The following is a 13,674-nucleotide window of genomic DNA, read 5'->3' on the forward strand; positions in this document are numbered from 1 at the left end:
AGGCTTACTGTAGGATTTCAAGCTACCTGCAGACCATGGCAAGCCAGGGGATCAATCCTCTTGTCGCTATCCAGTTGGCATTGGCAGGAACTCTGCCTGATGCCGAAGAATAGGGGTGAGTAGTTACGTTCGATGAAGGAAAACCCATTGTCGCCTCCTTCGCGAATTTGCGCGAGTGATGGTGGCCTCGCAAGAGGCTTTCAAAACACCTTTCCGTTTTTTGCCTCTCGACGGTGTTTACAGAACAGTACTTTAGAGAACCTGAATCAGTGACCACCCGCATTCACGGACATGATATCGGAGTCTTCGTTTACCTCCGAGGATAAAATTTTTCGCATAACGAGGTAAGCGCAGACTCCGCGAGATTGGGAGAAAAAGCAATTATTCAAGATTCCCTAGAAAACAAAGGCACATTTGGGTTCATCCATTTTCCAAGGAGCAAAGGTATGTCGATAGATCGAAAACGTTTTTTTCCTGGAGTCATGGTTGCATCGCTGGCACTGCTGTCTGTATTGAATCCCACAGTGGGGTGGGCGACGGATGCCGCCGATTATGGGGCCCTCAGTCAAGTCACTCTTGATGCTCTGGTCGGAAAGAGTGGTGTCTATGGGGCCACTGCCGGGGTACAGTTTCCCGACGGCAGCCGTTGGTTTGGTGCCAGCGGTGTCACAGGGCCGGAGAGTGCCAGTGAGGGCGGACGACCCCTTACCTTGGATGATCGTTTCCATATAGGTTCGCAGACCAAGACTTATACCGGGACATTGGTTCTCAAATATGTGGATGCCGGTATACTGGATCTGGAACAGACCATTGACACCTGGTTGCCGGATTTGACAGTCATGAATCAGGCACTGCGTGAGCAGATTACAATTCGCGACTTGATTTCCCAACGATCGGGAATAGCCGAATACCTCAACGCTAGTGATCCCAATAATCCCGGTCAGACTATTCTCGATAGTTGGAATGCGGCTAATGGTCGCTACGATCTCACCCCCAGTCAACTGGTCGCAGCGGCGCTAACCTTGGAGCAAACCATGCCCCCCGGGGACACCTCCACTTTTCAATATTCCAATACGAATTTTCTCCTGCTGGGCATGATCCTCGAAAAGGCCAGCTGCGCTTCGGCCTCTGGTTGCCGGAGCTTTGACGAAATTCTTCAGCAGGAAATATTGACGCCTCTGGGGCTTTCTGAAACGACCTATCCCACCGGAACCACCTATGATGGTGCCCATACCAATGCCACCTGGAACCAATACGGTGTGCTCACCGACTTTACTCACCCGAGTCCTGTCATCCCCAATACGGCGGGAGCAATGATCTCAACGGTCCACGATCAGCTTGACTGGCTCATCGAACTCACCACCAACGCCAATGGGACCCTCTCTCCAGAGATTTTTGCCGAACGCTTGCAATGGACCACAGATTTAAACGGCAATGTGGCTGGCTCTGAGGCCGGGTACGGCATGGCAATTTATGGGAGCACCAGCGCCACTACGGGCCAGGCCACTCTGGGCCATGGGGGGGAGATCAGCGGGGTACAAACACTGATGTTTCAGTTTCCGGATGCCAATCTTTTCATCGTTGGCGATGTTAACACCTTCCTCTCCGTGCCCGATGATCGAACGCTTCCTGCAAGTTCTATCACCGATCTCTATTATGGTCTTGAGCGCTCGATCATGACCTTGACTGCGGCCACTGTCAACGGTGGAAGCTGTGTCGGGGGAGCCAATGCCACCTGTACCGGCACCACGGTTACCCCCTTTGGTATAACCGGTTCAGGAAATGTCAATATAGAGGCCTCCGGAAGTTTCTGGACCAATACATCCCTTGAGTTTTCAGAGCCCATTCCCACCCTCACCGTGTATGGAGCAGAGGTCACCGCTCTGAGTGTGAACGATGGAACGGTCACTATCAAGGAAAATGGTATTGTGGAATCCATCGGCAACGGCTCAACAGCGCTGCAGCTTGGCGGGAGCCAAAATACAGTTGATATCAGCGGCCAGTTAAACGCTATCGGATACGCAACAAGAGCCCTTGACGGCAGTGGCATCTCCAATGATACCATTATTGTCAATCCGACTGGTTCGGTTACGGGGGGAATCGCTCTGACTCAAGGCCTTGACCGAATAACTGCCAACGGTACTGTGAATGGCGATATTTTTTTGGGCCCGGACGCCATCCTGAACGGTTCCGGAATCGTTAACGGGCTGCTAAGCGGCGGTACCGTCGCTCCGGGAAATTCCGTGGGTGTGCTGACTGTAAGCACTTACAATGGATTCGGTTCTACCCTGCAAATGGAGATAGATGGCAGCTCTGCCACAGCCGACAAGTTAAAGGTGGTTGAACAGGAATCAGAAGGTATTCCCGTCGTGGATACGGGGACGGCCTATTTGGAAGGGGCAACTCTTGAGCTTTCCGGGACCCGACCAGCCACTGACACCCGTCTCTTGTTGCTTGAAGCTGACAACGGTCTCTTCGGAAGCTTTGGCTCTCTCTTGGATAACGACGGGCTGTTGAACACTAGGGGGCGGGTTTCCGGTGCAGTTCTGAGCGGATCAACGTCAGTGGTCGCAGCATGGACCAGTCCCGCTCCCTTTGATGCGGCTGGCGATCTGCTGTACCTCACGAGCCTTGATCGGGCCGATCACAACCTGAATCGGATCAACCGGACGAATACGGGCCTGATCGAAAGCCGAGGGATGAGGCCATTTGTCATGTTTCTGGGGAACTACGCCGATTTTTCCAGTAAGGATGGGGCCAGCGGCTACACCATGCAGAGCGAGGGCTTGATGATGGGGGTCGATCTTCCGCTTGGCAGCGATCTCTTTGTCGGGCTCAATTTTGCGACGACAATCGGTACCGCCCAGGTGGATTGGGATGGGGAGGAGCAGGAAAGCTCGGTTCAGAGCCTTGGGCTCTACGGTACAGGAAAAGCTGGTGAGTACAACATCGGGGCCGATTTCAGCATTGGCTACGGGGACATCGATTACAGCAATAAGGTGACCATTGACGGGCTGGCTGGCACAGCCAAGGGGAAATACGACGTACTGCCTATCACTCTGGGACTGAGTGTGAACCGGGCTTTCATGGGGGACGAATGGACCACTGATATCACCGGCGACCTGGTTTATATGCATGGTAAGGCACAGGGATTTACTGAAACGGGAATAGCAGAAAATGCAGCGTTCACCTTTGCGGATCATACCAACGAACGTTTGCGGGCCGGGGTAACGACAACGCTCTCCAAAAATGAGCCGATCGCGCAATGCTATCCCTGGATTTCTCTCGGCATCTTTCAGCATTTCGATCTTAATTCGCCGGATATCCAATATCATCTGCCAGACGGAGCGACGGCCCGACTTGAGGGCCGTGATGGCAGCGGGATTGAGTCACGATTGGGGATAGGGTTTCGCCATCAGTTGCAAAACAAGGTCAACTTGAACTTCAGTGTTGACGGGAGTCTGCGTGAGGACGACGCCGCAACGCGGATGATGTTGTGGTTGAGTATTCCTCTGGATTCGTGATAGTCTGTAAATGCTGAATGCTCCTGCATGGCTCGATGTGTTCCGTGAGTAAATGCCTGATATTCAGAGCAAGAAAAAGAAACAAAACAGCAACAAAGAATATATGTATATCCCATCCCTGAAAAGAGTTGTTGAGCAGCAATCCATTGACCTGTTCTGCCTGCCCTTTGCCGGTGGAACCAGTAGCCTCTTGTTTCGGCAGTGGCTACACGCTGCGGGCGTAGGATTGCGTATTCATCCGGTATCCTTACCCGGGCGGGACAAACATTTTCACCTTGCGCCTCTTGCTGACATGGACTCCATGCTCAGCTGGCTTGATCAGGAAATATCCCCTCTGCTGAGCGGGGATTTTGCCCTGTTTGGCCACTCCATGGGGGGAGTGATTGCCTATGCCTATACTCTCAAGCTGCTGGCTGCCGAGAGGCCAGGCCCCTGCCATCTTTTTGTCTCCGCCTCAACCCCACCGCTGACGCCGCGCAAGTGGAAGCTCCATAATAAATCCTCAGAGCAGATGCAGCAGTATCTCAAAGGCTATGACCCCACAGGGTATTGTTTTGATGAACACCCCGAGTTGTGGGAAGTGTTTGAACCGGTCCTGCGGGCGGACTTTCAACTGGTGGAGACCTACGTCCCTCCCCTGAAAGCGGATACGATTGATTGCCCGCTCACGGCCCTGTCGGGAACAATGGACGGAGTTGCCGATGCTCAGACCATGGCCGGCTGGCGCTCGATGACCAAAGGTGGTTTTGAGGCCGTGTCCATTGAGGGGGGGCATCTTTTTCTACGTGATAATTCCTTGGCGGTTTTTGATTGTGTCTCTCAACGATTGCTTGGGCCCTAATACAATTTTCTTTCGAAAACTGGAGCGGCTCTGCCGCCAATCCAGGCAGAGCCGCAACAATCACTCCTTCCAGCGTTTGACAACGAAAACTATCGTCAACCTGTGATCCCCAGGCTGGCGGCAAGTGCTTCCATATCAATATCCTCACTTTCAGGCCGGTGCTCTTCGACGGCCTGCAGCGCCTGCTCAAAGCTCTCCATAAAGGTTGTTGCCGCTGTTTTCTCCATGGCACCATAATCGATCGTGACTGAGACAAACATGCCCTGATCTTCAAAATGGGCAAGAATGGCGATGGGATGCTGCGCCCTCATGGCCAATGGCAGCGGTTCGCCCAGGCCATTCCAATCAATGCTGAATGGGGTGGTGGGACTGTTGGTTGCATCGGGGGTGCTGTCGAGGCGTCCCAGAAAATTAAAGGCAATAGGGGCCACAGCAGAGCGTAACTCCGGATGATCGGAACGCATCCAGGCCAGTAAGCCAAAACCGATGCCTTTTCGGGGAATATCAGCCAAGGGATCGTACCGCAGATCCGCTGGCACCCAGACAGGCACTATCTGGGTAAACCAGCCCACGGTTTGTCCGCAGGGGGGAATGGTTGCCGGGAGCTCACGACCATTGGTCTCCACGGCAACGGGTGCGCCTGGCCAGCCAAAGGCCTCGGCCGCGGCTGAGGCAATCGCACGCAAGAAAAACGCCTGCAGCACTCCCGGTGCTGTCCCGGTCGACGCGAGCAGTGTGGCGACCGCCTCCGAATCAAGATCAAGGCGGTGTACTCTGACCTGGCTGTCGCCGTTTTGGGCACGGGGGAGGGGGCAGACGGTGATAGAGCGTGCAACCTCCCGCCAATAGGGCAGCTCGGTGGTGGTAACGGGCGAGTCCGCCTCACGAGCAAGTGCTGCTGTGATTTCCCCATAGGGGGCGCTGCGGGCTGGCAGGGGGCTATCGGGTTCATTGAGGAGTTGTTGCAGATCCGAAGCAAGGATGTTCCAGGAGAGCACATCCACCACCATATGGTGCGCCACCAGAAGGAGGGCATCGCCATCATCGCGGTGAAAATGCAGCGCCTGAAAGAGGGGAGCGCGCGTGAGATCAAATCCTTGGTGTACGTCATTAGCCAACCGTTCTGCCTTTTGATCTGCGGCAGCACGGTCCAGCCCTCGCAGGTCATGGAAGGCAACCACCTGATCCGCGATTTTTTCCGGGACCTCAAAGTAAGGTGTCTTGGTGTGGAGAGCCAGGTGGCCGCGGAGGACATCATGCTGTTCCAGCAACCGGGCGACTGCCACAGCAATTGATTCATGTGAAAAACGTTTTTTGAGCCTGAGCAGGAGAGATTGGTTGAAATGATTGCCTGCAGGCAAATCATTTTGGTGCAGAAACCACTGCTGGATGGGGGCCAGGGGCATAGGGCCGCTGAAAGAGCGGTAGCCTGTGGTCTCGATGGTGCGGGCGATACGGGCGAGTTCTGCGATACTCTGATAGCGAAAAATTTCAGCCACTGTCAGGCGGATCCCCAGATCCTCCAAGCGGGCCACAGCCTTGATCGCTGCGATGGAATCGCCGCCACCGGCGAAAAAGGAGGTGTCCGCTTCAATCTGCTCCATGCCGAGCAACTCGCGAAACACCGAACCAATTACCTCGGCAGTTCCCTGCAGGGCCTGGTTTTGCTCAGGCGGTCTGCTGGAGACCGAGGGCATAAGCAATGAGGGCAGCTCATCAAGGGCAATTTTTCCGTTCACGGTGAGCGGGATGGTCTCAACTTCACGGAGCAGGCGCGGGGCAGCGTAGCGGGGCAGCTGCTCGGCCGCGTAGCTGCGCACATCTTCGAGGAAGGTGTCGTTAAGTTCGGCTGCTGAGCCATCTTCGGCAAAGAGATGGTGATGCAGAGGCGTTTTGCGAAAACCGTCGCTGACATGGGGCAGGTCCATAACCACTGCATGGATGGCTCCGTCTGCGGTGTGCAGGGTACAGTCGATTCTGTAATCCTGGTGGCGACCGTCTCGTCCCGGAAAACGCCGGACCGTACCCCGCAGGCGATCGCCCTTGGCAACCGTGATGCCGTCCAGGGAAAAGGAGGCGTACACCGGGAGCCAACTGGAGGACCCTGTTAAAATATCGATTTCCCGATTCGCGCCCACATCCAGGGTGAGCCAGAGCAAAAACCCCGTGACCCTGCCGCTGCGTTGGAAGGTCAACTCAATTTCGTGTTCACTGGTCAGTGCCATTTCCTGGGTGTAATCCAGGTGTTCAAAGATGTCGCTGGAGGACAGGATGCTGCTGCGGTCCAGATGACGGACACAGAGTCGTAAATCAAAGGGACGCCCCACCTGCTCAAAGATACGGTTGATGTAGCCCTGGGCCAGTGGGGTAAAGCCCGTTTCCAGCATTGATGCCGGGAGTTCAACCGCTGCTATCTTGGTCAGGCTGGCTCGGGGAAGAAGATTTTCAGGGGCTGCGAGCTGTGGCCTGATATTGTTGATGATCTCGGCCGCTCCCTCAGAACCGCCGATGGCACCGACAATCTCGGAGATACACCAGTCAACCCTTTCCGGAAGTGCGGTTTCCACCGCATCACCAGTGAGAATGGTGATGCGGTCCTGGAGATTATGCTCTGCCACACAGCGTCGGGCACTTTGGGCCACCTCCGGATTGATCTCCACGGCGTAAACGTGACGCGCTCCCGCTTCGATTGCCAGACGTGAGAGAATGGCAAAGGGGCCGGGGCCCACCTCCAGAACCGTGGTGCCGGGCAGATAGCGGCGGAATCCTTCCAGATAACGGGCGTTGCGAATATTATCCGTAGCCATGGAGCCATAAACCACTTCATCATAAACAAAAAATTCCGCCACCGAGGGCCAAAGGGAGGCTTTGGTCGGTAGTTTTTTCACCCAGGCGCCAACCCCGGTGGGAGCATCTGGCGCACCCAAAACAGAAACCACAGCCTCCTCCACTTCGGGAGCGCGCCGCAAAACATGGAGGACATCGGCCAACTCAAGCCGTTGGCCTGCAATTTTTACCTGGTTATCCTGCCTGCCGACGTAGCTGAGGCTGCCATCTTCATTGAGGAGACAGAAATCACCGCTTTGATAGGTGCGATGATTGTGCTGGCGCGGGTCCAGTCTAAAGGTCTGCTGGGTCAGCTTTGGCCGCCCGATATAGCCGCGGGCCAGACCGGCACCGTGAAGGATCAGTTCGCCCGGCACCCCGAGGGGAACAGGGCGTGACTGGGCATCGATAAGACTGATCCCGACCCCGGGTAAGGGCTTGCCAATGGGGATTGAGTGGGCCTGTGCATCCTCTTGGACGGTACGATGAAAGGTGGAGCAGACCGAGTTTTCCGCAGGGCCGTAGGCGTTGAGATAACACAGTGAGTCGGCAAAACGACGGACGTCCTCATGACGAGCGGCCTCCCCGGCGGTTATCAAGGTTTGCAGACATGGGGGCAAGGGGCTGGACAGGGTTCCGAGATAACTTGGGGGCAGGGTGAGGGTGGTGATGGCTTCACGCTCGAGAAGCTCTAGGAAAGCTGTCGTGTTTTCAATGACCTCCTGGCGGGTCAGGACGAGAAGTCCACCGGAGAGCAGGGCCATGAAAATCTCGGAGAGGGCGCCGTCGAAAACAGGGGCGGCAAACTGAAGGACACGGGAGGATGGTGTCAGTCCAAAACCCCTGATCTGGTCGCTGATCATATTGCAAAAACCGGCATGCTCGACCATCACCCCCTTGGGTTCTCCGGTGGAGCCAGAGGTGAAGATAATATAGGCTAAGCCTTGAGGGCAGGTATGATTGATCGTCCTGCCACTGTCGCCTTTGATCGCAGTAAGGGGCAGCAGTTCACTTTCCTGGGTGACAAACGGTTCCTCTGAGGTGCAGATAACCCAGCGGGCGCCACTGAGCCTGAGCACCTGATCGATGCGTGCCTGCGGCCAGCGTTCATCAAGCGGCACGTAGGCGCCACCAGCCTGCATGATACCCAGAATAGCGGCCACACCCTCAACCCTGCGGGCACCGAGTACGGCCACCCGATCCTCCGTTACCATTCCACGGCGAAGCAGGTCCGCTCCGATTTCCTGGGCGCGGTCGTAGAGCTGACGATAGGTGAGAATCTGCGAGCTATCCTTGACCGCCGGGTGTGTGGAGTGCTGTTCCACCATGGCCGCGAACATCTGCGGGATGGTTGTGGGCGGGAGAGATTCCGCAGCGCGGTCCAGGGCGGCGTGGAGGGCGCGTTCACCAACGGTGAGGCAGTCCATTTGGCTGGCGGGTAACTCGGGGGCCTCGGTCATTCGCTCAAAAACCTGTGCAAGGTGCTGGCCCAGACGATCGACCTGGGAAGCGGTGAATAAATCGCTGTCAAAGTTCAGGTCCAGATTGAGGGCCCTTTCCGCATTGTCCGTGCGGACATGGACGACGAGATCAAAACGGCTGAATTTCCATTCGCTGTCATTGCCAAAGGGTTGCATGTCGACCCCGGGAAGTTCGATGCCGGAGAGGGGCTTGTCCATCAGCACCAGTAGCAGGTCGCAGATCGGATTGCGCGAGAGGTTGCGGTCCAGATCGAAATACTGCACCAGTTGATCAAAGGGCAATTCCTGGTGATCCAGCGCGCTTTTGGTGGTTTCGGTGACCTGGCTCAGCAGAGCTGTGAGGGGTTGCGCCAGATCGACCTGGTTGCGCAGGGCCAGGGTATTGGCAAAAAAACCGATCTGGTTGTGGAGGAGGGGATGGTTCCGCCCCAGAACCGGGGTTCCGACAACGATATCGTTTTGACCGGAGTGGCGCTCCAGTACCAGCAACAGTCCGGTCAAGAGAACATTGAACAGGGTGGTCTGCCTGGATTCGGCCAGATGGCGCAACCTTTCGCTTAAAGGAGAATCCAGTCGCAACTTTCTGGTATCCCCCTGAAAACGTTGCACCGCAGGTCGCGGCCGTGCTTCGGGAAGATCAAGGACAGGGGGGATAGGGCCAAGCGTTTCTTTCCAATACCGGGTCAAGCCTTCGAGGTGTTCCGGAGTGTCGAGACGTTTCTGCTGCCAGGCGGAGATATCGCGGTGTTGAAAATCAAGGGGCGGCAAGGAGAGAGTGCCGCCCGCCGCGTAGGCTTGGGCCAGTTCCTCTGCAAAGACGGAGAGTGACTCGCCATCGCAGATGATGTGATGGAAGGAAAAGATCAGCAGGATACGCTCCTCAGGCATCTCGCTCTGGGCTGCGATAACCCGCATCAGGGGGGCGCAGGTTAAATCAAAGGGGCGTTGCCGCTCCTTTTCAAGTTCCCTGGCGCCAAGCACCGCAAAGGGGGCGCTGCTGGGGAAGATTTTCCGTTCCAACGTAGGCTCCAGGTGGGCCACCGGCTGCTGGCGCGGTTCTCCTTGAACATTGATAAAGCGGGTACGCAGAATTTCATGCCGTTCAATAACACTGCTCAGGGACTGCTCCAACCGATCCAGGTCAAGATCCCCCATTGCCTGAAAACCAAAAGTGAGGTTATAGGCCACCGGATTCATTCCCAGTTCCTGCAAGGCCCAGAGCCGCCGTTGGGATGAGGAGAGCGGATAATGGGCGGCCTCGGGCAAACGGGGAATCGACTCAACCTCCGTGTCTGCGGTCTTTTCCAAGAGTTGGGCATGGGCACGAATGGTCGGTGATTTAAAAAAGTTGGCCAGGCTGATGTCACGACCTGTTTCCAGGTGTACTCGGGCGATGACCTGGATTGCCTTGAGCGAATCGCCCCCCAGCTGCGCAAAAGGAGTCTCAACGCCCACCCGTTCCATACCAAGGATTGCCGCCCAGATGCGCGTCAAGCGCTCCTCCATTTCCCCTTGGGGCGGAGTGGGCCCCGCATCGCCATGAATCAGTTCGTCGGGTTTGGGCAGGGCGCGGCGGTTGATCTTTCCGTTCATCAGCAGCGGCAACTCCTTGAGTTGCACCAGAAAACGAGGGATCATGTAGGAGGGGAGAATCTCAGCGAAATGCGCACGCAACCGCTCAGCGGTGGCAGGAGCTGCCCCCTTGATGGTGAAGTAGCCGATCAAAAAGGGTTCCGTCGCGTTGCTGCGATCAATGATGACCGCGCATTGATCCACCCCCGCGCAGGTACGGGCCGCCGCCTCGACATCGCCTCCTTCGACCCGGTTGCCCGCTATCTTGACCTGGTTATCCAACCGGCCCAGACATTCGATCGTACCATCCGGCAGACTACGCCCCAGGTCGCCGCTCCGGTAGAGGATGTCGTTTTGCTGCTCGCCCAATGGGTTGCGGACAAAGGCGGCTCGGGTTGCGGCCGCATCGTTGATATAACCCAGCGATGGGTAAGCCGTGCGGATACAGATCTCACCGATCTCACCGGTTGCGGCCTGCCTGTCTCCCTTGAGAATGAAGGCGGCGGTGTCGGGGAGGGGGCGACCGATGGGCAGCAGACCATCATCCAGAGAGTCGGGCGCGTCGATTGGGTGATAGAGTTTGGCCAGGGTGGTCTCGGAGGGACCATAGAGGTTGATGAGGCGGGCCGAGTCACCCGCTACTTGCCGCCAGGCTTTGATATCACGTCCAAATAGTGGTTCTCCGGCCAGGAAAATATGAGTAAGTCCGCTCAGATCGGTCGATTTTTCTTTCGTGCTCACGGCAAGCGCATCAGTCATGAGGCGAAAGATGGTGGGCACACAATGGAGCAGGCTGATTTGTTTTTCCGCAAGCCAACGGACCAGCAGACGTGGATTACCAGCGATTTCATCGTCAGGGACACAGACGGTGCCGCCGTGAGCAAGCGGAGTCAGGATGTCGCGTAAACTGACATCAAAGGTAACCGGTGCCAGTTGGGCCGATTTCGTGGAGGCACCAAGGTCAAAGGTCTCGCTTTGCCAGGTAATGAAATGATTCAGACTCTTGAAGCGACCGAGGATTCCCTTGGGCGTTCCCGTGGAGCCGGAGGTAAACATGAGGTAGCTAGGACTGTTTGGCTGCAGTTGCGCAACATGGCCAGAAGGCGACTCGTCTGTGCCGATGGTGATAACCGGCAAAGTTCCCGCCACCTCCTTTGCAAGGTCAGCGTTTTCGGCTGCAGAAAGAAGCGCTACCGGAGCTGCCTGCCTGAGCATGGCCAGAATCCGTGATTCGGGCAGTTGCGGGTCTATGGGCATAAAGGCCGCTCCTGACCGGGCAACCGCGAGCAGTGTGGTTATGTGGCCTCCTCCCCGGGGAGCCAGGATGGCGATCGGTTTGTTGTTGATTGGTTCCGGCGAGCAGGAGGAGAGCTGGTTGCTCAAGGCAGAGGATCGTGCTGCCAGGGTGGCATAGGAAAGCTGTTCGTCCGGGCAGTCGATCGCGATGGTCTGCCCGTTTTTTTCAGCCTGTTCAAGAATCGCGTGGCGGACATCAAAAAGGTTGGTCATTTGGGTACTCCCATATCGGCAGGTATCGTAATATCCGGGAAATGTCAATTGGGTGAGGAGAGGCCAAAGGCATCCATCAACAGTTCTGTGGTGAGTACGATCATCAGGTAGTCGTCCTCATAGGTCTGATTTACGGTGAAATCCGGTCGCAGGGAGCGCGCAGTGAGATTGGCAACGGTTTCCGGGTTGAAAATGCCCCGTCGACGTATTCGTTCCGGAGAGAGGAGATCCATGACCCAGTCATGCCCCTGGCGTAAGAGATGCGGGCTGCCATGGGCAACAAAACTGAACTTTCTCCGTTGAACCAGCTCCTCGGGGAGGTGTTTGGCCCCCAGTTTTTTGAGAAGGTATTTTTCCTCGCCTCCCTGGACCATGATGTGCTGGGGAACCCGGCGGGCCACCGCAATTACATCCGGATCGAGAAAGGGGTAGCGCGCCTCAACCTGGGCCGCGTAAGCGACACGATCGGAATGGTCTGCCAGGAGATGATCGGCCAGGCGAAGTTTACAATCGATGTAGGACCGTTTATGGGCCAGGCTGCGGCCTCTGAGCTGATCACGGTTGAGCGGCGAGTGGGCAAGAGCGGCGAATGCGGTGCGATTGGCGGCTAATTCCGGAGAGAGCAGGGCCTGGGTCATCTCGGCGTGGCCGTTGTAGTTACGTTCGTAAAAAAATGAAGGATCGCCCCATAACCGCTCGCGGGTTTCCTCTTCCAACATAGCTTCAAGATCATCCAGTTCCTCCAGTCCATTGTCGGCCCGGGTCTCGTCAAGACGGTAGCCCACGTAGCCGGCAAACAATTCGTCGGCGCCCTCTCCGGTCAGAGCCACTCGCATATCGCTGGAGTGCACCAGTTGGGCCAGGAGTAGAGTGCAGGCGTTATAGCTTTCCTTGAGCACGGTCTCGCCATGCCAGACAATGTCGTGCAGGTGGGCCAGGATACGATCCTGGTCGAAGATGGCCTCGTGGTGTCGAGAGCCAATGGCTTGCGTGATTCGTGCCTGCCAGGGCCGTTCATCGATCTCGGGGATATTGAAGCCAATGGAAAAGGTATCGCGAATAGTGGTGGGATCGACCTTATGGGCCAGGGTGGCGATCAGGGCGGAGTCGAGCCCTCCACTGACGTAGAGCCCAACCGGAACATCGGCGCGCAGCCGTCGGCTCACAGCCCTGGTCAGGGCAGCCTCCAGCTCTTCGAGCAGGTCCTCTTCCTTCACCGCTTCCATGTCTGCAGCCGGGGGAAAGTTGTAGTCCCAATAGGATTGTATATCAATCCGCTCCCCCTGGATGCGCAGCCAGTGGCCGGGAGGGAGCGCATGAATATCCTTGAACATGGTCTGTGGGCTGACCAGGCCGGGAAAAGTGATGATTTGATCCAGGCCCGCCGGATCGAGCCTGCGCGGTGTTTCCGGATGGGGGAGAAGGGCTTTTACCTCCGAAGCAAAGAGAATACCGTCTTTGATTTTGGTCCAGAACAGCGGGGCAATGCCGGTTTGATCCCGGCCAAGAAACAAGGTACCGCGCTGGGTATCGTAGACGGCAAGGGCAAATTGTCCATTGAGGCGGCCGATGCTGTCCGTCCCCTCGATCCGGTAGAGGTGGGGAATGACCTCAACGTCGCAGGAGGTCTGAAAGCAAACGCCCTTATCCTGGAGTTCCTGACGCAATTCCAGGTGGTTGTAGATTTCAGCGTTGGCCACTGAGACCATGGTCTGATCGTTTGAGCGCATAGGCTGATGGCCATGGGCAATATCGACAATCGACAGCCTGCGGCATCCTAATCCCACCTGCTGGTCTCGAAAAAAGGTTTCCTCATCCGGGCCCCGGTGCGCCAGGGCCGCGGTCATGGCGCCAAGCACCTCCTGGTCGGTCTCCGTGAGGCCGCTATGACGATAAATTCCTGCTATTCCGCACATAGGCT

Annotated in this window: 4 protein-coding genes; 2 read left to right on the forward strand and 2 right to left on the reverse strand. The window is 56.5% G+C overall.

Annotated elements, in window-relative coordinates; all coding sequences use genetic code 11:
• Window positions 1-446: 446 nt before the first annotated feature.
• Both JWJ90_RS18335 and JWJ90_RS18340 read left to right on the forward strand, forming a co-directional pair.
• Window positions 447-3,524, forward strand: coding sequence for a serine hydrolase (locus JWJ90_RS18335; RefSeq protein ID WP_205228671.1), 3,078 nt, complete (start codon window positions 447-449; stop codon window positions 3,522-3,524).
• 52 nt (window positions 3,525-3,576) lie between these two features.
• Window positions 3,577-4,365 (forward strand): thioesterase II family protein, encoded by a 789-nt coding sequence (locus JWJ90_RS18340; RefSeq protein WP_205228672.1) that lies wholly within the window; start codon window positions 3,577-3,579, stop codon window positions 4,363-4,365.
• A gap of 95 nt (window positions 4,366-4,460) precedes the next feature.
• Here the strand turns inward: JWJ90_RS18340 and JWJ90_RS18345 are convergent, their stop codons facing one another.
• Complete coding sequence (locus tag JWJ90_RS18345; RefSeq protein ID WP_205228673.1) at window positions 4,461-11,753, reverse strand: non-ribosomal peptide synthetase; 7,293 nt, start codon at window positions 11,751-11,753, stop codon at window positions 4,461-4,463.
• A gap of 44 nt (window positions 11,754-11,797) precedes the next feature.
• Window positions 11,798-13,669, reverse strand: a complete 1,872-nt coding sequence (asnB, locus tag JWJ90_RS18350; RefSeq protein WP_205228674.1) for an asparagine synthase (glutamine-hydrolyzing) — start codon at window positions 13,667-13,669, stop codon at window positions 11,798-11,800.
• Window positions 13,670-13,674: the final 5 nt, after the last annotated feature.

It is taken from the genome of Desulfobulbus rhabdoformis (assembly GCF_016919065.1).
GTDB classification, from domain to species: Bacteria; Desulfobacterota; Desulfobulbia; order Desulfobulbales; family Desulfobulbaceae; genus Desulfobulbus; species Desulfobulbus rhabdoformis.